General features: G+C 68.7%; 15 protein-coding genes. 7 read left to right on the top strand and 8 right to left on the bottom strand.

Annotated elements, in window-relative coordinates; translation table 11 throughout:
* Positions 1 to 319 precede the first annotated feature (319 nt).
* From AC06FD_RS10715 to AC06FD_RS10705, 3 genes are read right to left on the bottom strand one after another with little or no spacing between them, the layout of a single operon-like run.
* Positions 320 to 3,406 carry an efflux RND transporter permease subunit gene (locus tag AC06FD_RS10715; protein WP_478077756.1) on the bottom strand — a complete coding sequence of 1,029 codons (3,087 nt, stop codon included), beginning with the start codon at positions 3,404 to 3,406 and terminating at the stop codon, positions 320 to 322.
* Positions 3,403 to 6,912 carry an efflux RND transporter permease subunit gene (locus AC06FD_RS10710; protein ID WP_478077755.1) on the bottom strand — a complete coding sequence of 1,170 codons (3,510 nt, stop codon included), beginning with the start codon at positions 6,910 to 6,912 and terminating at the stop codon, positions 3,403 to 3,405. Before AC06FD_RS10710 ends, AC06FD_RS10715 begins: the two co-directional genes overlap by 4 nt.
* The gene (locus AC06FD_RS10705) at positions 6,909 to 8,057 is read right to left on the bottom strand and encodes an efflux RND transporter periplasmic adaptor subunit (protein ID WP_478077754.1); all 1,149 of its coding nucleotides are present in this window, start codon (positions 8,055 to 8,057) and stop codon (positions 6,909 to 6,911) included. Before AC06FD_RS10705 ends, AC06FD_RS10710 begins: the two co-directional genes overlap by 4 nt.
* A gap of 205 nt (positions 8,058 to 8,262) precedes the next feature.
* On the opposite strand from AC06FD_RS10705, the gene AC06FD_RS10700 reads away from it, so the two are divergent.
* On the top strand, positions 8,263 to 8,658 hold the full coding sequence (locus AC06FD_RS10700; RefSeq protein ID WP_259208408.1) for a c-type cytochrome: 396 nt from the start codon (positions 8,263 to 8,265) through the stop codon (positions 8,656 to 8,658).
* Between the two features lie 8 nt (positions 8,659 to 8,666).
* Positions 8,667 to 9,128 carry a c-type cytochrome gene (locus tag AC06FD_RS10695; RefSeq protein WP_478077753.1) on the top strand — a complete coding sequence of 154 codons (462 nt, stop codon included), beginning with the start codon at positions 8,667 to 8,669 and terminating at the stop codon, positions 9,126 to 9,128.
* Positions 9,129 to 9,425: 297 nt separating this feature from the next.
* Here AC06FD_RS10695 and AC06FD_RS10690 read toward each other — a convergent pair whose 3' ends face one another.
* Together AC06FD_RS10690 and AC06FD_RS10685 are read right to left on the bottom strand one after the other, a co-directional pair.
* Entirely contained in the window at positions 9,426 to 11,309 is a 1,884-nt protein-coding gene (locus AC06FD_RS10690) for an ATP-binding cassette domain-containing protein (protein ID WP_478077752.1), read from the bottom strand.
* Between the two features lie 36 nt (positions 11,310 to 11,345).
* Positions 11,346 to 12,248, bottom strand: a complete 903-nt coding sequence (locus AC06FD_RS10685; RefSeq protein ID WP_478077751.1) for a LysR family transcriptional regulator — start codon at positions 12,246 to 12,248, stop codon at positions 11,346 to 11,348.
* 104 nt (positions 12,249 to 12,352) lie between these two features.
* On the opposite strand from AC06FD_RS10685, the gene AC06FD_RS10680 reads away from it, so the two are divergent.
* Genes AC06FD_RS10680 through dbpA form a run of 3 tightly spaced genes read left to right on the top strand, consistent with a single transcriptional unit; the run spans position 12,353 to position 15,162 of the window.
* Positions 12,353 to 13,429, top strand: coding sequence for a YeiH family protein (locus tag AC06FD_RS10680; protein WP_478077750.1), 1,077 nt, complete (start codon positions 12,353 to 12,355; stop codon positions 13,427 to 13,429).
* Positions 13,430 to 13,470: 41 nt separating this feature from the next.
* The gene (locus tag AC06FD_RS10675; protein WP_478077749.1) at positions 13,471 to 13,737 is read left to right on the top strand and encodes a hypothetical protein; all 267 of its coding nucleotides are present in this window, start codon (positions 13,471 to 13,473) and stop codon (positions 13,735 to 13,737) included.
* 48 nt (positions 13,738 to 13,785) lie between these two features.
* Positions 13,786 to 15,162: an ATP-dependent RNA helicase DbpA gene (gene dbpA / locus AC06FD_RS10670; protein WP_478048653.1), complete on the top strand. Its 1,377-nt coding sequence runs from the start codon at positions 13,786 to 13,788 to the stop codon at positions 15,160 to 15,162.
* A 265-nt stretch (positions 15,163 to 15,427) separates the two neighbouring features.
* Here the strand turns inward: dbpA and AC06FD_RS10665 are convergent, their stop codons facing one another.
* Complete coding sequence (locus AC06FD_RS10665; RefSeq protein WP_478077748.1) at positions 15,428 to 15,964, bottom strand: adenine phosphoribosyltransferase; 537 nt, start codon at positions 15,962 to 15,964, stop codon at positions 15,428 to 15,430.
* 310 nt (positions 15,965 to 16,274) lie between these two features.
* Between AC06FD_RS10665 and AC06FD_RS10660 the strand changes: the two genes are divergently transcribed.
* Positions 16,275 to 18,716, top strand: a complete 2,442-nt coding sequence (locus AC06FD_RS10660) for a membrane-bound PQQ-dependent dehydrogenase, glucose/quinate/shikimate family (protein ID WP_478077747.1) — start codon at positions 16,275 to 16,277, stop codon at positions 18,714 to 18,716.
* 96 nt (positions 18,717 to 18,812) lie between these two features.
* Complete coding sequence (locus tag AC06FD_RS10655) at positions 18,813 to 19,667, top strand: IclR family transcriptional regulator domain-containing protein (protein WP_259208385.1); 855 nt, start codon at positions 18,813 to 18,815, stop codon at positions 19,665 to 19,667.
* A gap of 48 nt (positions 19,668 to 19,715) precedes the next feature.
* Here AC06FD_RS10655 and pcaC read toward each other — a convergent pair whose 3' ends face one another.
* Both pcaC and pcaD read right to left on the bottom strand, forming a co-directional pair.
* Positions 19,716 to 20,108: a 4-carboxymuconolactone decarboxylase gene (pcaC, locus tag AC06FD_RS10650; protein ID WP_449336099.1), complete on the bottom strand. Its 393-nt coding sequence runs from the start codon at positions 20,106 to 20,108 to the stop codon at positions 19,716 to 19,718.
* Between the two features lie 55 nt (positions 20,109 to 20,163).
* Complete coding sequence (gene pcaD / locus AC06FD_RS10645) at positions 20,164 to 20,940, bottom strand: 3-oxoadipate enol-lactonase (protein WP_394164853.1); 777 nt, start codon at positions 20,938 to 20,940, stop codon at positions 20,164 to 20,166.
* Positions 20,941 to 20,953: the final 13 nt, after the last annotated feature.

Here is a 20,953-nt window from a genome sequence, read left to right as displayed (position 1 = left end):
CCCCCCCCCCCCCCCCCCCCCCCCCCCCCCCCCCCCCCCCCCCCCCAACCCACCGACCAGCGTCAGCGCCAGCAAAGCCTTGCTTCCACCTGCGCACCGCAAGCCGCGCCCCGTCGCAGCCGGTAGGCTCCTGGGCAAAATAAAGGAGGAGGCCGCCACGCGGCCGGGGGACATTTGCGCCAGGGGCCTACCGGCTGCGACGGGGCGCGGCTTGCGGTGCGACGGACCCGAACGGAGACACCGCCTGGCAGTGCCCACCCCGGCCCGACGGCCGGCACTACCGAACGCCGGGATTGTTGGCCGGCGGCCACCGGCCCGTTCAGGCGACCGTTGCCGCGTCGCCCTTCGCCGGCAGCCCGCGCGCACGGCGGATGATCCGCGACACCGCCGTGCTCATGTCATCGAGCATGGCGTAGATGGTCGGCAGGAACAGCAGGCTGACCACCGTCGAGAACGCCAGGCCGCCGGCGATGGCACGCGCCATCGGGTAGTACGGCGGGCCGTCGCCCAGCAGCTGGGTGTCGGTGAGCGAAATCGGCACCATGGCCAGGATCGCCGTGCCCATGGTCATCATGATCGGGCGCAGGCGCTCGCGCGAACCCTCCACCAGCGCCTGGGTGCGCCCTACCCCGCGCCGGCGCAGGTTGTTGATGTGCTCGATCATCACGATGCCGTTGTTCACCACCACCCCCATCAGCACCAGGATGCCGATGAAAGACATGATCCCGAACGACGTGCCGGTGAGCCAGAACAGCCAGAACACGCCGAAGATCGAGAACAGCACCCCGCTCATGATCGCGGCCGGGAACAACAGCGATTCGAACACCGCGGCCATCACCACGTAGATCATCACCAGCGCGATGATCAGGTTGAACAGCATCTGCTGCATGGCTTCGTTGTCGTTGCCGTAGTCGCCCCCATCGAAGGTGAAGCTGTAACCTGCCGGGAAGCTCATCGGCTTGAGCGTGTCCTCCATGGCCTTGCGTGCTTCCGGGGTGGTGATCTTCTCGGCAAGGTTGGCCTTGATGGTCAGGGTGGTCTGGCGGTTGGTGCGGGCAACCCGGGTGGCCGATGGCTTGATCGAGACGTCGACCAGGCTCAGCAGCGGGACCGAGCGGCCGTCGCCGGTACGCACGGTGAAGCTGGCCAGGTCTTCCGGGCTGCTCTGCTCGGCGCCGGCAAAGCGCACCCATACCGGCACTTCGCTGTCGCCGCGACGGAACTCCCGCAGCGGCGCGCCGCGCAGGGCCAGGCCGACGAAGCTGGCGACCTGTTCGGCGTTGAAGCCGAAGGCGGCGGCACGCTCGCGGTCGACGTGGATGGCCAGTTCGCTGCCCTTCTCGCCATTGTCGATGCGCACATCGCGCAGTTCCTTGCGCTGGGCCAGCAGGGGCACCACTTGTTCGCCGATCTCCTGCAGCATCTTGGTCGAGTCCCCGACCAGCTGCACCTGCACCGACTGGGTGCCGCCACCGCCACCATCCCCGCCCTGGTTGCCGACGATGTAGTCCGCGCGCGCCGAGCGCGGCAGGCCCTTGCGCAGCACTTCCTGCACGGCGGGCAGGTTGTCGGCATGCGCGGCGTCGAAGGTGACGGTGGTGCTGCTGCCTTCCTCTTCGCTGTACCAGGAATACACCTGGGTGATGTGCAGCTTCTCGCGGTTGTCATCCAGGTAGCGCTCGACGCGTGCGACTTCCTCGGACATCTGCCCGTAGGTGTAGGCACCCTTCCAGTTGTAGCCGATGAAAATGTCCTTGCCACCCTCACCGCCGAACATGTCGACCTTGGTCAGCTTCATCGGTACCAGGCTTACCAGCACCACCGTCACGATGCCGAACACGCTCCAGCCCCGGTGTTCCAGCGTCCATTGCAGCAGGCGCGCGTAGCGGCGCTGCAGGCGTGCGATCACCCCGCTCTCCGAATGCACCAGCTTGGGCGTCTGCATGCGGGCCGACAGCATCGGGATCAGGCTGACCGCGACCAGCCACGACGCCAGCAGCGAGACCGAAATGGTGATCGCGATCTGCGCCATGAAGATGCTGATGTTGTTGGTTTCGCCGAACAGGTTGGGCACGAACACGATGCAGTGGCACAGCGTGCCGGCGCTGAGCGCGATGGCCACGTTGCGGGTGCCGACGATCGAGGCCAGCCGCGGCTGGTCGGGCATGCGCTCGCGTTCCTGGTAGATGCTCTCCACCACCACCACCGCGTTGTCCACCAGCATGCCGACCGCCAGCAGCAGGCCCATCATGCTCAGGATGTTGAGGGTGACGCCGGCGAAATACATGAAGCCCAGCGTGATCACGAAACAGATCGGGATCGCCAGGGTCACCATCAGCGTCGACGGCCAGTGGCGCAGGAAGAAGAACAGCACCGTGACCGACAGCAGCAGGCCGACCGCGCCGGCTTCGGCCAGTTCCAGCAGCGAGGAGGTGACCGTCTTGCCCTGGTTGTCGATCACCTTGATCTGCACGTCGCGCATCGACGGCTGCGTGCGGATCGCCTCGACCTCGGCCAGCGCCGCGCGCGAGACCTCCACCAGGTTGGCGCTGCGCTCCTTGTAGATGTCCAGGCCCACCGCCGGATTGCCATCCAGGCGCCGGCCGTAACTCATCCGGGTCGGCTTGAGGCGGATGTCGGCGATATCGCCCAGGCGCAGCCCCCGGGTGTCGATCACCAGGTCGCGCAGCTCCTGCAGGTCGGTGATCTCGCCGACCGGCTGGATGCGCACGCGCTGGCCGTTGTCGTCGATCTGCCCGGCGGAGATGGAAAAGTTGAGCGTGCGCAGGCGGTCGCTGAGGTCGTTGATGCTCAGGTTGTGCGCGGTCAGGCGGTCGGGGCTGATCGCGATTTCCACCTCGTTGGGCGGTGCGCCGGAGATGTTGACCCGGGCCACGCCGGGAATGCGCTCGATGCGCCGCTTGAACTCGCGGTCGAGCATGTCATACGCGCCGGTCAGGTCGGCGCTGCTGGCCAGGCGCACCTTCAGCACCGGCTCGTCGCTGCTGGACCACTTGAACACGTTGTAGCGCTGCAGATCGTCGGGCAGGTCACTGCGGATCGCATCGATGCGCTCGCGCGCGTCGGAGGCGGCGATGGCGATGTCGCGGTCCCAGTCGGTGAACTCGATGAAGATGCTGGCGCCTTCGGAGGTGGCCGAGGAGCGCATGCGCTTGATCCCGGTCATGGTCGCCAGCGCCTCCTCGGTGGGGCGGATGATATTGCGCTCCACCTCTTCCGGGGTGGAGCCGGTGTAGGGCACCTGCACGAACAGGAACGGCGCGGAGATGTCCGGCAGGGCTTCCAGCGGCAGCCGGAACGAGGCGATCAGCCCCACCACCACCAACGATACGAAGCACATGATGGTGGTGATCGGGCGGCGGATGGAGAACTCGGCGATGCTCATGCCGGCTCCTGTGCAGCGCCGCCGGCGGTGGGCTCGGCGTGGCCGGCGTGCTTGCGCCCACGTTCGCGGTAGTAGGCATCACCGCGTCGATCCAGCAGGTCGTACACCACCGGGATGACCACCAGGGTGAGCAGCGTGGACACCAGCAGGCCGCCGATCACGGTGATCGCCATCGGTGCGCGCACTTCGGCGCCCTCGCCCATCGCCACCGCCAGCGGCAGGAACCCGAAGAGGGTGCACAGCGTGGTCATGATGATCGGGCGCAGGCGCGAGCGCGCGCCTTCGACCAGCGCCTGCTGCTTGGGCACGCCGGCTTCGCGCAGCTGGTTGACCTTGTCGATCAAGATGATGGCGTTCTTGGTGACCAGACCCACGAGCAGGATCAGGCCGATGAACACCACCACCGAGATCGGCTTGCCGCTCAGCATCAGCGCCAGGATCGCGCCCACCAGGGCCAGCGGGATGGTGAACAGGATGACGAACGGATGCAGCAGTGACTCGAACTGCGAGGCCATCACCAGGTAGACCAGGAAGATCGCCAGGCCGAAGGCGAAGATCAGCGAGCGCGCCGATTCGGCCAGCTCCTCGCCCTGTCCGCCGATGTGCATCGCCACGCCCGCGCCCAGTGGGTCCTTGGCGACCATCTCCTGCACTTCGCGCACCGCACCGCCCAGGTCGATGTCGCGCAGGTTGGCCGAGACCACCGCCACGCGCGTCTGGTCGGCGCGATGGATCTCGCTGGGGCCGTTGGTGGCGACCACCTCGGCCACCGCGTCCAGCGTGACCGGACGGCTGCTGCCGGGATTGACGATCAAGCGGCGGATGCTGTCCACGCTGGCGCGGTCGCCTTCCTGGGCACGCACCAGCACGTCGATCTTGCGGTCGCGGAAACTGTAGCGGGTGGCCACGTCGCCACGCACCTTCTTGACCACCACGTCGGCGATCTGCCGCGTGGTCAGCCCCAGCGCGCCGGCGCGCTCCTGGTCGAAACGGATCTGGATTTCCGGGAAGCCCTCCTCGACCGTGGACTTGACGTCGGCATAGTGCGGGTTGTTGCGCAGCATCGCCGCCAGCGCCTGGCCGCCGCGTTCCAGCGTAGCCATGTCCTGGCCGCGCAGTTCCACTTCCAGCGGCGTGGAGAAGCTGAACAATGCCGGCCGCGCGAAATCGACCTGCACGCCGGGATGCTGCTGCATCGAATCACGCAGGCGCTCGGTGATCGCCGCTTCCGTGCGCGCGTCGCCGCCACCGGCCATCACCACGGTCAGCTTGCCGATGTTCTCACCGCTTTCGGTGGGGCTGGCATCCAGCCGCGTACCGCTGCCGCTGACGCCGTACAGGGACGCGATCTGCGCATCCTTGGCATGCGCCAACTGCAGCTCGCGGACCAGTGCGTCGGTCTGCTTGAGCGGCGTACCGGCCGGCAGCTTGGCGGTCATCTCGAAGCGGTCCTGGGCCAGCTGCGGGATGAGGTCGGCACCGAGCATCGGCACCAACGCCAGGCTGGCCACGAAGGCCAGCGCGGCCAGGCCCAGCACCTTGCCCGGATGATGCAGGGCCCCGGGCAGCAGCTTCAGGTAACCGCGCTCGGCACCGGCATAGGGCTTCATCGCGATGTCGCTGGCCTTGCGCATGACCGGGCCGATGACCGCGGCCAGGCCACGCCAGACCCGGACCACCGCCCAGGCCAGGCCAAAGCAGCTCCAGCGCACCAGCGCGCCGATGCCACGGCGGCCGCCGGCGACCGGCTTGAGCCAGCGCTGTTGGGGCTGCCATGCGGCCTGCGCGGGCTCTTCCGGGAAGGCGAGCGGCGGGCGGCCCTTGAGCGAACTCAGCATCGGGATCAGGGTCATCGACACCAGCAGCGAGATCGCGATGGCGATCGCCACGGTCAGCGCCTGGTCGCGGAACAGCTGGCCGGCAATGCCGTCCACGAACACCAGCGGCAGGAACACCGCGATGGTGGTGAGGGTGGAAGCGACCACGGCCATGCTCACTTCGCGGGTGCCGACGATGGCGGCCTGCAGGATGCCCAGCCCACGTTCGCGTGCCTTGGCGATGCTCTCCAGCACCACGATCGAGTCGTCCACGACCAGGCCGGTGGCCAGCGCCAGGCCGCCCAGCGACATGACGTTGAGGCTCAATCCCATCTGGCCCATGAAGAAGAACGTGGTGATGATCGAGACCGGCAGCGACAGGCTGATCACGAAGGTGCTCCAGCCGTCACGCAGGAACAGGAAGATGATCAGGATGGCCAGCAGGCCACCGATCACCGCGTCCTTCTTGACGTCGCTGATGGCGTGTTCGATGAAGCGCGACTGGTCTTCGATGGTGGTCAGTTCGGCATCGCCGGGGATCTGGCCCTTGATCTGCTCCAGGCGCGCACGCAGCGCCTCGGCGGTGGCCACGGTGTTGGCGTCGCCTTCCTTGTAGATGGCCAGCTCGACCGCTTCCCTGCCGCCCAGGCGGATGATCGCCTCGCGCTCCTTGTAGCCCTGGCGAACGCTGGCGACATCCTTCAGCCGCACCGGCACGCCGTTGGCGATGGTGGAGGAACTGCTGCTGGAGGCGCTCTGCGCGGCAGAGGCGGCCGCGACGGCCGCGTCCGAACCGGTGGAGGCGGCGATCGCGAACATCTGCTGCATGGCTGCGTCCGCAGCGCTGCCATTGCTGCCCTGGGTGGTCACCAGCAGGTTGCGGATGTCCTCCAGGTCGGCGAACTGGTTGACGGTGCGCACCAGGAAGCGCTGCGAACCTTCCTCCAGGCGACCGCCGGAGATGTTGATGTTCTCTTCCTTGAGGCGCTTGATGACGTTGTCGATCGGCAGGTTGAGCTGTGCCAGCTTCTGCTGGTCGATGTCCACCTGGATCTCGTCCTCCAGGCCACCGCCCACCTTGACCGCGGCCACGCCGGCCACCGGCTCCAGCTTCTTCTTCAGGTCCTCGTCGGCGTAACGGCGGAGCTCGGTGAGCTGGCGCACCGCATCGGTCGCCGAGGCTGCATCGGCCTTGGCCGAGATCACCAGGCGCATGATCGGTTCGGTGGACGGATTGAAGCGCAGCAGCACCGGGGCCTTGGCCTCTAGCGGCAGGTTCAGCGCTTCCATCTTGTCGCGCACCTCCAGGCTGGCCTGGTCCATGTTGGTGCCCCAGGCGAACTCCAGCACCACATCGCTCTGCCCGGTGCGCGAGACCGACTTGAGCTTGCGCAGGTTCTTGACCACGCCCACGGCCTCTTCGACCGGTTCGCTGATCAGGGTTTCGATTTCGGTCGGCGCCGCACCGGTGTACTCGGTGCGCACGGTCAGGGTGGGATAGCTCAGGTCGGGCAGCAGGTTGACCTTGAGGTTGCCGAGGGCGATGAAGCCGAACAGCATCAGCGTCACCGTGCACATGGCGATGGTGACGCGGCGGCGGGTGGCGAATTCCACCAGGCCGCCGACGTGTGCCCCCGGCCGCTCGCCGTGGTGCGGATCGTTGCCGTGGTCGTTGCCGGCCGAGGTCATTGACGGCTCTCCGCCTTCTTCGCCGGTGGCGTTGCGGCGGCGGTGGTAGTCGGCCTGGCACCGATCACCTGCACCGCGGTGCCATCACGCAGGGCCACCTTGCCGGCGGTGACGACCTGGTCGCCTTCGGCCAGGCCGTCGCGGATCTCCACCCACGGGCCTTCGGCGTAGCCCAGCGTGACCGGCACCCGTGCGACCTTGCCGGCGCGCACGCGGAACACCGCCGGCTCGCCGTCGTCGAGCAGCGCCAGGCGCGGCACCACCAGCGCGTCGGCGCGCTGGTCGTAGTCGATCCGGATGCGGCCGAACATGCCCGGCTGCAGGCCCTGGGCATCTTCGCCGAACCCGCTGACCACGCGGAACGTACCGCTGCCGGCGTCGACCACCGGCGAGATGCGGTCGACCACGCCGGGGAACGATTTACCCGGCAGCGCGTCGGCCACCAGCGTCACCGGCTGGCCGGCGCGCAGCGTGGCCAGTTCGCGCTCGGGCACGTTGAGGGTGGCCTCCAGGCGGGAGTTGTCGATGATCCGGAAGATCGGCGTGTTGATCTGCACGAAGTTGCCGGTCTTGATCGAGCGCGAGGCGATCACGCCGGAGATCGGCGCCACCACCGTGGTGTAGGACAGCTCCAGCGTGGCCAGGCGGTACTGCGCGCGGGCGTTCTCCACGTCGTACTTGATCTGGTCGACGTCGGCGGCGCTGACCATCTGCTGGCCGATCAGCTTCTGCGCACGCTGGTAGTTGTTCTCCAGCTTGCGCATCACCGCTTCGCTCTGTGCCACCGCCAGCCGCGCGCGATCCGGGTCCAGCCGCACCAGCGGCTGCCCGGCGCGGACCGGCTGACCCTCCTCCACCAATACCGCCAATGCCACGCCGGAAGTCTTGGCCACCACCTGCGACTCGGCGCGCGCTTCCAGTGCAGCAGTGCCGGTGTAACTGGCCGCCACCGCGCGACGGCTGACGGTCACTGCCTCGACCGGCACCGCGTCCACCGCCTTCTGGGCCTTGGGGTCCTTTTCGGCGGCCTGGGCATCGGCGGTGCCGGTGCCCGCGCCGCAGCCACTCAGCAGCAGGGAGGTAGAGAGAAGCAGGGCAGCGGCGCAGGTTCCGGTGCGGCCGTGCAGGAGAGAAGTTCGCGACATCGTCGTGTCCCTGAAGGATGCGTGGGCAGGTGTGGTAGCAAAGTAATGCACCACGTCACGATCACACCATATCCCAAAGGTCATGGTGACCTGCGGCAACCTCCCTGCGCGGGCCGGTTTCAGCTAGCTGAAAACGCAGGCTATACTCGGGCCAGTTCCGTACCCCACGCCGGAACGACCAGACCCGTACACCGGAAAGGACATCATGCGCCCGCAGCCGCTCGCCGCTTGTCTTCTGGCCGTCCTCCTGCCCCTCGGGGCCGCCGCACAGGCCGCCACTGCTCCTGCAGTACCCGCAGCACCTGCCGCACCTGCCACCGCCCCTGCCGCCGCCGCGCCCGCCCCCCTCACCGGGAGCTTCGACAATGGCCGCGTGCTCGCCTATACCTGCCAGGGGTGTCACGGCATCACCGGCTACAAGAACGCCTACCCCAGCTACCGGGTGCCCAAGATTGGCGGGCAGACCCAGCAGTACCTCAGCCAGGCGCTGAGCGAGTACCGCCAGGGCAAGCGCCGGCATCCCACGATGCAGGCGCAGTCCATGAGTTTCAGCGAACAGGAGATCGCCGATCTCGCTGTTTACCTGTCCACCGTCAAATAAGCGCGCTCATGTCGAAAGCCACGCCCTTCAAGCGTCACGCCATCGCCCTGTCCGTTGCCCTGCTGATGACTGCGTGTTCGCAGTCGCAGGTGGAAAACAGCGCAGATTCCGCCGCCGATCCGGGCCACGCCAGTGGCGAGCACGGGTCCGGCTCCTCCGCCGGCCTGCCCGCCGGTCGCATCGCCGCCGGTGAGGCCCGGGCCCAGGTCAAAGGCAAAGCGACCGGGCAGAGCTGCATCGACTGCCATGGGGCCGACGGCAACAAGCCGATCGACCCGACCTACCCGAAACTGGGCGGGCAATACGGCGACTACCTGGCGCATGCGTTGCAGGCCTATCGGGCCGGCGACCGCCAACATGCGTTGATGACCACGCAGGCAACCGGCCTAAGCGATCAGGACATTGCCGACCTCGCCGCGTATTTCGGGTCGCGGCCGAGCCAGTTGCGGGACCTGCACGGGGTGAAATAACCGCGGTAGCGCCGACCGTTGGTCGGCTGCCTTTCGTTCGGGCGTCATGACCCCCTGAATGGTAGAGCCGACCGTTGGTCGGCTGCCTTCCGTCCGGGCGTCATGACCCCGCGAATGGTAGAGCCGACCGTTGGTCGGCTGCCTTTCGTTCGGGCGTCATGAACCTCTGACGCCAGCCGACCAACGGTCGGCTCTACGGGTGAGGCCTACCAACGGTCGGCTCTACGGCTGAGGCCGACCAACGGTCGGCTCTACGGCTGAGGCCGTCCAACGGTCGGCTCTACGCCGATCACGGGATCAGGCGTCCAGCTCTTCCCAGCGTGCGTAGGCGGCATCCAGCTCGGCCTGCACCTTGCCGAGCTGCTGGGTGTGCGCGGCCATGTCGGCGGCGCTGCGCTGGTAGAACGCCGGGTCGTTCATCGCGGCGGTGAGGCCTTCGACGTCCTTCTCCAGGGTTTCGATCTTCAGCGGCAACTGTTCCAGCTCGCGTGCGTCCTTGTAGCTGAGCTTGCGCTTGGGCTCGGCCGGGGCCGCAGCGACCGCTGCAGCCGCAACGGGCCTGGGCGCCGCCACCGGTGCCGACGCGGCCGCCGCCGCCACGCGTGCGGCGTGGCGCTGCCAGTCGGTGTAGCCGCCGACGTACTCGCCGACCACGCCGTCGCCTTCCATGACCATGGTGGAGGTCACCACGTTGTCGAGGAAGTCACGGTCATGGCTGACCAGCAGCAAGGTGCCGGTGTAGTCGCTCAGCAGCTCTTCGAGCAGCTCGAGGGTTTCCACGTCCAGGTCGTTGGTCGGTTCATCCATCACCAGCAGGTTGGACGGCTGCGCGAACAGCTTGGCCAGCAGCAGGCGGTTGCGCTCGCCGCCGGACAGGCGGGTGATCGGTGCACGCGCGCGCTCGGGCGAGAACAGGAAGTCCTGCAGGTAGGCATGCACGTGCTTGCGCTTGCCGTTGAACTCGATGAAATCGCGGCCTTCGGCCACGTTCTCGATCGCGGTCCAGTCTTCGCGCAGCACCGCGCGGTACTGGTCGAAATAGGCAATCTGCAGGTTGGTGCCGGCGCGCACTTCACCACTCTGCGGCTGCAGGTCGCCCAGCAGCAGCTTGAGCAGCGTGGTCTTGCCGCTGCCGTTGGGACCGATCAGACCGATGCGGTCGCCGCGCAGGATGACGGTGCTGAAATCCTTGACCATCATCCGCTCGCCGAAGGCGAAGGAAATGTCCTTGACGTCGATGACCTTCTTGCCGGAGTTCTCCGCCTGCGCCGCTTCCATGCGCACGTTGCCGCCGAGTTCGCGGCGCTGCGAGCGGTCGTTGCGCATCGCCTTCAGGCGGCGCACGCGGCCTTCGTCGCGGGTGCGCCGGGCCTTGATGCCCTGGCGGATCCAGATTTCCTCCTGGGCCAGCAGTTTGTCGAAGCGCGCGTTTTCCTGCGCCTGCGCGTTCATGCGCTCTTCGCGGCGGCGTTCGTAGTTGGCCCAGTCGCCCGGCCAGCTGGTGACCTGGCCGCGGTCGATCTCGACGATGCGGGTGGCCAGTGCACGCAGGAAACGACGGTCATGGGTGACGAACACCACGCTGCCGTTCCAGTTCTTGAGGAACATTTCCAGCCAGTCGATGGCCTCGATGTCCAGGTGGTTGGTCGGTTCGTCCAGCAGCAGCAGATCCGGCGAGGACACCAGCGCGCGGCCGAGCAGCACGCGCCGCTTCATGCCGCCGGACAGGCGCGCGAACTCCGCCTCGCCATCCAGGTCGAGCTTGGTCAGGGTCTCGCTGACGCGCTGGTCCAGGCCCCAGCCGTTGGCGGCGTCGATCTTGGCCTGCACGGCCGAGAGGGCATCGCCGTCGAAGTCGTCGGCCATGCTCAGGTGGTGGAATTCGGCCAGCCACTGGCCCAGCTCGCCGAGGCCATCGGCCACCACGTCGAAGACGCTGCCGGCGGCACCATGCGGCACCTCCTGTTCCAGGCGGGTGATGCGGACCCCCTGCTGCACGCGGACTTCGCCGTCATCGGGCTTGTGATCGCCGGACAGCAGTTTGAGCAGGGTCGATTTGCCGGCGCCGTTGCGGCCGATCAGGGCGATACGCTCGCCCGGCTCGATCGACAGTTCGGCTTTTTCCAGCAACAAGGGGCCGCCGACGCTGAAGTCGACGTTTTGCAGAGTAATCAGAGGCATCCGCCCATTGTACGGGCTGGCGGTGCGCGGCGTCGCTCAGGCGTGCGCGAAAGCGTCCGGCGGCAGCGCCAGCAGCGCCGCCAACGCCGGCGGCACCTGCTTGCCCGGGTGCCGCACCACCCACAACTGGCGCGACAACGGCGGCAGCGGGGTATCCAGGATGCGCAGGGTGCCCAGTGCCACCAGATCGGCCACGGCATGCCTGGACAGGCAGGCCACGCCCAGCCCCGCCGCGGCCGCCTGCTTGATAGCCTCGGTACTGCCCAGCTGCATTGACCGGCCGAAGTGGTGCAGGTGCGGCAGCAGCGCCTGCTCCACCGCCTCGCGGGTGCCCGAGCCGGGTTCGCGCAACAGCCAACGGGCCGCGGCCAGCGCGGCCAGGTCCGGCGCCGGGCCCTGCGGCGCGCCTGCCGCAGCGACGATCACCAGGGCATCGCGCTGCCACGGCAGCACCTGCAGGCCGCTGTCATGGCAGGGCCCTTCGATCAGGCCCAGATCCACCTCCAGCCGCTGCACCGCCGCGACCACGTCGGCGCTGTTGCCGATGCGCAGATCGACCTGCGCCAGGGGATTGCCGGCGAGCAGCGAGGCGACCCGGGCCGGCAGCAGATAGTTGCCGATGGTGGTGCTGGCGCCGATCCGAAGGTGCAGCGGGGGGCCGCCGGCGCCGGCCTCGCGGCCGATGCCGGCCATCGCCTCCAGCTCGGCGGCACCCACCAACAGCGCACGCGCCGGCCCCAGCAATGCGCGGCCCTGTGCGTTGAGCACCAGCCGGCGCCCAATCCGGTCGAACAGCGGCGCCGGCAGCTGGGTCTCCAGCTCGTTGAGCGCGGCGCTGGTGGCCGACTGCGACAACGCCAACTGCTCACCTGCCGCCGCAGTAGTGCCGGCGTCGGCGACGCCCACGAAAACCTGCCATTGGCGAAGCGTGATGTGCATGCGGCCATTAACCCATTTATCGGGTTGAAATGACATGAATAATCCGTTTTACAGGTTCAACGGACGATTCCATCCTGACGATCTGCATTGATTGGAGTTCTGCCGTGACCACGTCCACCGCCGCCCTGCCGCTTCCGCCCCTTATCCAGCGCTGGCGCGGGCGCCTGCCGGGGCTGCTGCTCGCCCTGCTGGTGGCCGCGACGGCAATGGGCCTGGCCACCCTGCCCTGGTTGCAGGCGCACGGCATCAGCGCGTTGACCCTGGCCATCGTGCTCGGTATCGCGCTCGGCAACAGCGTTTACCCGCGCATCGCCGCGCAGGCCGCGCCGGGCGTGGGCTTCTCCAAACAGTGGCTGCTGCGCGCCGGGATCGTGCTGTATGGCCTGCGGCTGACCTTCCAGGACATCGGCCAGGTCGGCGTGGCCGGTGTGCTGATCGACGCCCTGGTGCTGGCCAGCACCTTCGCGCTGGCCTGGTGGGCCGGCACCCGCTGGTTCGGCATGGATCGCGAGAGTGCGCTGTTGATCGGCGCGGGCAGCGCGATCTGCGGCGCCGCGGCAGTGATGGCCGCCGAACCGGTGGTGCGCGGCCGCGCCGGCCAGGTGACCGTGGCGGTAGCGACGGTGGTGGTGTTCGGCACGCTGGGGATGTTCCTGTACCCGCTGCTGTACCAGCTCAATCTGGCCCATGGCGGGCTGCCGATGGGCGAAGCGGCCTATGGCGTGTTCACCGGCTCGACCGTGCACGAGGTGGCGCAGGTGGTCGCGGCCGGACGCGCGGTCAGCGAGGGCGCCGCCGATACCGCGGTGATCGCCAAGATGGTGCGGGTGATGATGCTGGCTCCGTTCCTGGTCGCGCTGTCGTTGCTGCTGGCGCGCGGCCGTGCGACGCAACCCGGCGCCGGACGCGCGGCGATCGTGGTGCCCTGGTTCGCGTTCGGGTTCGTGGCGGTGGCCGGAATCAATTCGCTGCACGTACTGCCTTCGGCGGTGGTCGCCGCGGCCATCGACGTGGATACGGTGCTGCTGGCCATGGCGATGGCCGCGCTGGGACTGACCACCCACGTCTCGGCGTTGCGCCAGGCCGGACTGAAGCCGCTGATGCTTGCCCTGCTGCTGTTCGGCTGGCTGATCGGCGGCGGGCTGACCATCAACCTGGGCGTGCATGCCTGGCTGGGGTGAGCCCCGGGCCGTGCAACACTACGGCGATGAAATCTGCGCGCGTGCCCCCTGTCGATCGCAGCTGCCTGCGTATCCCCTACCGGCTGCTGCAGCGCTACGCGGCCGTGGATGACGCCGAAGACGACCTGCTTGAACTGGTGCGCCAGGTCGCCGGCGCGGATGCGGCGGTGTGCTGGAATGAAGATATCGAGCATTCCAATCCATGGTTTCACACGCTGATTCTGGACGTCAGCACCAGCCTCGGCGAGTTCAGCCACGCCCAGCACGGCGCCTTGATGGACCGCCTGCGGGCGCTGGATCTGGCCTGAGCCTGGCCGGCACCCGCCCGGCGAGCGGCGCAGCGGGTAGAATGCGCCATGAACGAATTCTCCGAACTGCCCCTGTCGGCCTCGCTGGCGGCGGGCATCGACGCGCTGGGCTATACCCGCATGACCCCCGTGCAGGCGCAGAGCCTGCCGGCCATCCTTGATCGCCGCGACCTGATCGCACAGGCCCCGACCGGCAGCGGCAAGACCGCCGCCTTCGGCCTGGGCCTGCTGCAGGCGCTGGACCCGGCGGTGATCCGCGCCCAGGCGCTGGTGCTGTGCCCCACCCGCGAGTTGGCCGACCAGGTGGGCAAGCAGATCCGCAAGCTGGCCACCGGCATTCCCAACCTCAAGCTGGTGGTGCTCACCGGCGGCATGCCGCTGGGCCCGCAACTGGCCTCGCTGGAAGCGCACGACCCGCACGTGGTGGTGGGCACGCCCGGACGCATCCAGGAGCTGGGCCGCAAGCGCGTGCTCAAGCTCGGCGGGGTGACCACGCTGGTGCTGGACGAAGCCGACCGCATGCTCGACATGGGCTTCGAAGAGCCCATCCGCGAGATCGCCGGGCGCACCAGCAAGGACCGCCAGACGCTGCTGTTTTCGGCCACCTACCCGGATGAGATCCGCACGATCGCGCGCGAGCTGCTGCGCGATCCGGTCGAGGTGACCGTCGAAGGCGCCGACAACGCGCCGGCGATCCGCCACCTGTTCTGCGAGACCGACCTGGCCAGCAAGCAGAAGGCACTGGCCGGGCTGCTGCTCAAGTACAACCCGGAATCGACCGTGGTGTTCTGCAATACGCGCCGCGATGTGGACGACGTGGCCAACTCGCTGCAGCAGTTCGGCTTCTCCGCGCTGCCGCTGCATGGCGAAATGGAGCAGCGCGACCGCGATGAAGTCCTGGTGCGCTTCGCCAACCGCAGCTGCAACGTACTGGTGGCCAGCGACGTGGCCGCGCGCGGGCTGGACGTGCAGGACCTGGCGGCGGTGATCAACTACGAGCTGCCGACCGACATCGAGACCTACGAACACCGCGTGGGCCGCACCGGTCGCGCCGGCGCGACCGGCCTGGCGATCAGCCTGGTGACCGGCCGCGAGCGCAACCGCGCCGACGCGCTGGAAGCGGCGCAGGGCAAGCCATTGGACTGGCAGAAGACCCCCCTGGCGACCGCCCGCCCGGCGGTGCTGCCGCAGGCCGCCATGGAGACCCTGCGTATCGACGGCGGCAAGACCGACAAGCTGCGCCCCGGCGACATCCTCGGCGCACTGACCGGCGACGCCGGGCTGTCGGCCAAGGTGATCGGCAAGATCGACATCTATGCCACCCGCTCGTACGTGGCGATCGCACGCGAGCATGTCGGCCGGGCGATTGCGCGGCTGGAAGCGGGCAAGATCAAGGGCCGTCGGTTCCGCGTCCGCAAGATGTAAGCGACGCGCGGTGGGAGGGCGGCCATGCCCCCGTACACCCGACCGTTGGTCGGCTGCTCCCGCTCCCGTACACCCGACCGTTGGTCGGCTGCTCCCCGCCGTAGAGCCGACCGTTGGTCGGCTGCTCCCGCTCAAGGAGCCACCGGCCAGCGGCCGGCCCTACCGGAGCTGGATCAACGCCAGCCGATCAACGCCAGCCAATCAACAGCAGCCGACCAACGGTCGGCTCTACAGTAGGCGGTGGCATGGCCACCGCGCCGAGGCGTCAATACACCAGGTTGGCCAGCAGCGGCACATCCGCCGCCCAGCGCTCGCGCCCGCCCAGGCCGGCCAGCTCCACCAGCACCGCGGCGCCGAGCACCTCGACCTGCAACTGGCGCGCCAGCGACAGTGCCGCCAGCAGGGTGCCGCCGGTGGCCAGCACGTCATCGATGATCAGCACGCGCGCGCCCGGCGGCAACGCATCGGCATGCACTTCGATGCTGTCGGTGCGGTATTCCAGCGTGTAGTCCTGCTTGAGCGTGCGGCCCGGCAGCTTCCCCGGCTTGCGCACCGGCACGAAGCCCACGCCCAGCACGCGCGCCATCGCCGCACCCAGGATGAAACCGCGCGATTCGATGCCCATCACCGCCTGCAGGTTGGCCGTGCGCCACGGTTCGACCATCGCATCGATGGCAGCGGCGAAATCCTCGCCGTTGGCCAGCAGCGGCATGATGTCCTTGAACAGGATGCCCGGCTTGGGGAAGTCGGCGATGTCGCGCAGGCGGCCGGCCCAGGTGGGCGTGGCGGAAGACTCGGTCATGGGCGGGGAAACCAAACGGGTGGCATAGGGTAAACGCTTCGGCCGGGCACCGCCCGCGACCGACGGCCGCTGCGTTGCTGCGTTCCAGCGATGGCATGGCAAGTTCACGCGTAAATCGCACATCGGTGCGATAATCGCCCTAACCGGTCGTTCACTTCGTTTCCGCGATAAGCAGCGGAACATCCGTCGCGCTGTCGCCAGGCGATGCATGCAGGCAAGGTGACGCCCGACGGTCCCCGCCACGCTGGTCGCGCGCGGGCCTGCCCGCTGCCGGTCGGCAACGGGTTTCCTCTGTAGAGGTTCATGCAACGTGAACGAGAACAACAAACAGTCGGCGACCTGCCGGATCCTGGTCATCCTGCTCGGCGTGCTGGTCATGCTGTTCGGCCTGGCCCTGCTGGTCGGCGGTATCCGCCTGGTACAATTGGGCGGCAGTGTGTACTTCCTGCTGATGGGCGCCGCCTCGCTGCTGGCCGGCGTGTTGGTGGCCGCACGCCGCCCCGCGGGCGCGCTTGTGTATGGCGTGGCCTTCGTGGCCACCGCCGTCTGGGCCGTGGCCGATGCGGGCCTGGAATTCTGGCCGCTGGTCTCGCGCCTGGTGATGCCGGCGGTGCTGGCGCTGCTGGTGGCGCTGGCCTGGCCCGCGTTGCGGCGCGCCCGCGGCGTGCCAACCGGGCGCGGCGCGTACGGCGTGGCCGCGCTGCTGCTGGTCGGCCTGCTCGCCACTGCCGTCTCGGCGTTCCAGCCGCGCCCGGTGGTGACCGCGCAGGGCCAGCGACCGGCCGTGGTGCCGGTGGCCAAAGGCAGCGAACAGCGTGACTGGATGCACTGGGGCAACACCACCGGCGGCACCCGTTTCGCCGCGCTGGACCAGATCACCCCGGACAACGTGGACCAGTTGCAGGTCGCCTGGACCGCACATACCGGCGATGTCCCGCAGAGCGACGGCTTCGGTGCCGAGGACCAGGTCACCCCGCTGCAGATCGGGCAGACCCTGTACGTGTGCACGCCGCACAACCAGGTGATCGCGATGGACGTGGACAGCGGCAAGCAGCGCTGGTCGTTCGATCCCAAGGCGACCGCGCCGAACTGGCAGCGCTGCCGTGGACTGGGCTACTTCGACGCCAGCCTGCCGATCGCGGGCGTGCCGACCGTGGCCGCCGCGGTCGCTGCCCCCGCCCCCGCACCCCCGGCGCCCGCCCTGGCCGCCGCGCCCCCCGCCCCGGCGTTGTGCGAAAAGCGCATCCTGATGACCTCGATCGACGGGCGCCTGTTTGCCCTGGATGCGGCCACCGGTGCGGCCTGCCCGGACTTCGGCGTCAATGGCGTGGTCGACCTGAAGGTCGGCATGGGCGAGATCAAGCCCGGCTTCTACACCCTCACCGCCGCGCCGTTGGTGGCCGGTGAGCTGGTGATCGTCGGCGGCCGCGTGGCCGACAACATCGAGGTCGGCGAGCCGTCCGGCGTGGTGCGCGCGTACAACGTGCGCAGCGGTGCGCTGGCCTGGGTCTGGGACCTGTCCAAGGAGACCCCGGACGTGCCGCTGGATCCGTCCATCCACTACACGCGCGCCACCCCGAACGTGTGGACCTCCATGGCCTACGACCCGCAGCTGGGCCTGGTCTACCTGCCGACCGGCAACACCACCCCGGACCAGTGGGCCGGCGAGCGCACTCCGCAGGACGACAAGTACAGCTCGGCCGTGGTCGCCCTCGACGTCGCCACCGGCAAGGAGCGCTGGGTCTACCAGACCGTGCACCACGACCTGTGGGACTACGACCTGCCCGCACAGCCCACCCTCACCGACGTGCCCGACGGCAAGGGTGGCACCCTGCCGGCACTGCTGCAGATCACCAAGGCTGGCCAGGTGTTCATGCTCAACCGCGCCACCGGCCAGCCGATCACCGAGGTGCGCGACATCCAGGCACCGCAGGGCCACGCCGACGGCGAGCGCTATTCGCCCACCCAACGGCTGTCGGTGGGCCTGCCGCAGATCGGCGCGCAGACGCTGACCGAATCGGACATGTGGGGCGCCACGCCGATCGACCAGATGCTGTGCCGCATCCAGTTCAAGGGCTTCCGCTACGACGGCATGTTCACCCCGCCGGGCGAGGACCTGGCGCTGCAGTGGCCTGGCTCGCTGGGCGGCATGAACTGGGGCAGCGCGTCGGTCGATCCGACCACCGGCTACCTCTTCGTCAACGACATGCGCCTGGGCCTGTGGACCAAGCTGATCCCGCGTGCACAGATGACCACCGGCGCCGGCGGCGTGGAAATGGGCGCGGCCTCGCAGACCGGTACGCCGTACGGCTCGCTGCGCGACCGCTTCCTGTCCAAGCTCGGCATTCCCTGCCAGAAGCCACCGTTCGGCACGTTGTCGGCCATCAACCTGGCCACCCACCAGCTGGTCTGGCAGGTGCCGGTGGGCACGGTGAAGGACACCGGTCCGATGGGCATCAAGATGCGCCTGCCGATCCCGATCGGCATGCCCACCCTGGGCGGCTCGCTGGCCACGCAGTCCGGCCTGCTGTTCTTCGCCGGTACCCAGGATTACTACCTGCGTGCCTACGACAGCCGCAGCGGCAAGGAAGTATGGAAGGCGCGGATGCCGGTGGGCAGCCAGGGCACGCCGATCACCTATGTGTCGCCGACGACCGGGCGCCAGTACGTGGTGATTTCCGCCGGCGGCGCGCGCCAGTCGCCGGATCGCGGTGATTACGTGATCGCCTACGCGCTGCCGACCGCGCACTGAGCCACGCGCGCCACGGTCGCCCGACCGTGGCGCATCGGCTTCGCTTCGCTGCGTGCAGCCTTTACCATGCACGATCACCGAGCACGACACACCGCCATGTCCGCCGTACCTCCCAGCCGTCGCCCCAAGCGCGTCCCTGCCCCGCCGCAGGACCGCGGCCTCAGCCATGAGCTGATGCAGCAGATACAGGACAACCAGGGCGATCCGGATTTCATGACCTCGCTGGGCCGTGGCCTGGTGGTGCTGAGCGTGTTCTCGCAACATCCGCGCGAAGTGACCATGTCGCAGATCAGCACCGAGACCGGGATTTCCCGCGCCGCGGTGCGCCGCGTGCTGTACACGCTGGAGAAGCTCGGTTACGTGGGCGAACAGGGCCGCGGCTTCGTGCTGCTGCCGCGCGTGCTGGGCATGGGCGGGGCGTACGTCGCGTCCTCGTCGATGACCGCCGCCGCGCAGCCGGTGCTGGATGCACTGCGCGACGATGTGCACGAGTCCTGCTCGCTGGGCGTGCTCGATGGCGACGACGTGCTGTACGTGGCACGTGCCGAAACGGTGCGGATCATGTCGATCGGGTTGCGTGCCGGCAGCCGCCTGCCGGCGTACTGCACCTCGATGGGCCGCGTGCTGCTGGCCGCACTGCCGCGCGACACGCTGGAAAGCTACCTGGAGCGCAACCCGCTGCGACCGCGTACCGAGCGCACCGTGACCCGCATGGACGAGTTCCTCGATACCCTGGAGCGGGTCCGTCGCGAAGGCGTCGCCCTGGTTGACCAGGAGCTGGAGATCGGGCTGCGCTCGATTGCCGTGCCGGTGCATGCGCGCAGTGGCAACGTGGTGGGTGCGTTGAACATCGGCACCCAGGCCGGCCGCATCAGCCTGGGCGTGATGCAGTCGCAGCTGCTGCCGCGCCTGCGTGAGGCGGCGCAGCGGCTGGGGACGTTGTTGCAGTAACGCGCCGTTGCGCCTTGCAGGGCTGCCGGCCAGCCGCCGGCCCTTCCGTCAGGGCGCGGGTTCGTTGGCCTGTTCTTCCAGGATCGGCCTGGCCAGTGCGAAGGCATGGTTGGCCGCCGGCACGCCACAGTAGATCGCCGCCTGCAGCAGCGCCTCCTTGATCTGGTCGGCGGTGACGCCATTGTTGCGCGCCGCGCGGATGTGCAGCTTGAATTCTTCGTCGTGGCCAAGCGCCACCATCATCACGATGGTGAGCAACGAGCGCGTGTGCCGTGGCAGGCCATCGCGCGTCCATACCGTGCCCCACGCGGTGCGCGTGATGAAGGCCTGGAACTCCTCGGTGAAATCGGTGCGCGCCTGCAGCGAGCGCTCCACGTGGGCTTCGCCGAGCACGGCGCGGCGTACCGCGAGGCCGGCTTCGTAGCGTTCCTGTTCGTCCATTGGGGATGCCTCTGTTGGGGTGGGCGTGCCGACCCACGGTCGGCACCTGGCCGGTTCAGCGTAGGTGTGCGGCGAGCGCGTCGGTGAACGCACCGGCCGATTCGAGGTTGCAGATGTGGCGGCCCGGCACCGCGATGGCCTGCCCTTGCGCGACGCCGGCGGCGATCGCCGCCAGGTCCGATGGCGGGCAGACGGGGTCGTCATCGCCGGCAATGGCCAGCGTCGGCACCGTGATGCCGGCCAGCGCACCGCGGAAGTCGGCCGTGGCCACGGCATGGCAGCAGCCGATGTAACCGGCCACGCGGGTGGCGACGAAGCGCTGCAGGATGTCGTCCACCACGGCTGGTTGCGCGGCAGCGAAGGCCGGGGTGAACCAGCGTTCGGCGGTGCCCGCGCGCAACGGCTGCAGCCCGTCCTGCTCGACCTGCGCGATGCGCGCCTGCCAGCTCTCGGCCGTGCCGATCTTCGCCGCGGTCGCGGCCACGGTCAGCGTGCGCAGCCGCGCGCCGGCATGGAGGCCGAGCCATTGGCCGGTCAGGCCGCCGATCGACAGCCCGCAGAAATGGCTGCGCTCCACCCCGAGGTGGTCCCACAGGGCCAGCACGTCCGCGCCCAGGTCGGCCACGCTGTACGCGCCCGGCGGCGCGCTGGACTGGCCGTGGCCGCGGCGGTCGTAGCGCAGGATGCGGAACTGCGCGGCCAGCGCGTCCACTTGCGCATCCCACATGTGCAGGTCGGTACCCAGCGAGTTGCAGAAGGTCAGCCAGGGCGCATCCACCGGTCCATCGACGCGGTAGTGAATGCGGTGCAGGGGCAGATCAAGGAACGGCATGCAGTACTCCAGG

It is taken from the genome of Stenotrophomonas sp. Steno-Z1, from assembly GCF_056393175.1.
The sequence above is the reverse complement of the archived record's forward strand: the minus strand, read 5'-3'. Positions and strand labels throughout refer to the sequence as shown.

Bases quoted from the DNA above. Each gene is read 5' to 3' on its own strand.
- AC06FD_RS10715 (WP_478077756.1), bottom strand. From the start codon at position 3,406: ATGAGCATCGCCGAGTTCTCCATCCGCCGCCCGATCACCACCATCATG.
- AC06FD_RS10710 (WP_478077755.1), bottom strand. From the start codon at position 6,912: ATGACCTCGGCCGGCAACGACCACGGCAACGATCCGCACCACGGCGAG.
- AC06FD_RS10705 (WP_478077754.1), bottom strand. From the start codon at position 8,057: ATGTCGCGAACTTCTCTCCTGCACGGCCGCACCGGAACCTGCGCCGCT.
- AC06FD_RS10700 (WP_259208408.1), top strand. From the start codon at position 8,263: ATGCGCCCGCAGCCGCTCGCCGCTTGTCTTCTGGCCGTCCTCCTGCCC.
- AC06FD_RS10695 (WP_478077753.1), top strand. From the start codon at position 8,667: ATGTCGAAAGCCACGCCCTTCAAGCGTCACGCCATCGCCCTGTCCGTT.
- AC06FD_RS10690 (WP_478077752.1), bottom strand. From the start codon at position 11,309: ATGCCTCTGATTACTCTGCAAAACGTCGACTTCAGCGTCGGCGGCCCC.
- AC06FD_RS10685 (WP_478077751.1), bottom strand. From the start codon at position 12,248: ATGCACATCACGCTTCGCCAATGGCAGGTTTTCGTGGGCGTCGCCGAC.
- dbpA (WP_478048653.1), top strand. From the start codon at position 13,786: ATGAACGAATTCTCCGAACTGCCCCTGTCGGCCTCGCTGGCGGCGGGC.
- AC06FD_RS10665 (WP_478077748.1), bottom strand. From the start codon at position 15,964: ATGACCGAGTCTTCCGCCACGCCCACCTGGGCCGGCCGCCTGCGCGAC.
- AC06FD_RS10655 (WP_259208385.1), top strand. From the start codon at position 18,813: ATGTCCGCCGTACCTCCCAGCCGTCGCCCCAAGCGCGTCCCTGCCCCG.
- pcaC (WP_449336099.1), bottom strand. From the start codon at position 20,108: ATGGACGAACAGGAACGCTACGAAGCCGGCCTCGCGGTACGCCGCGCC.
- pcaD (WP_394164853.1), bottom strand. From the start codon at position 20,940: ATGCCGTTCCTTGATCTGCCCCTGCACCGCATTCACTACCGCGTCGAT.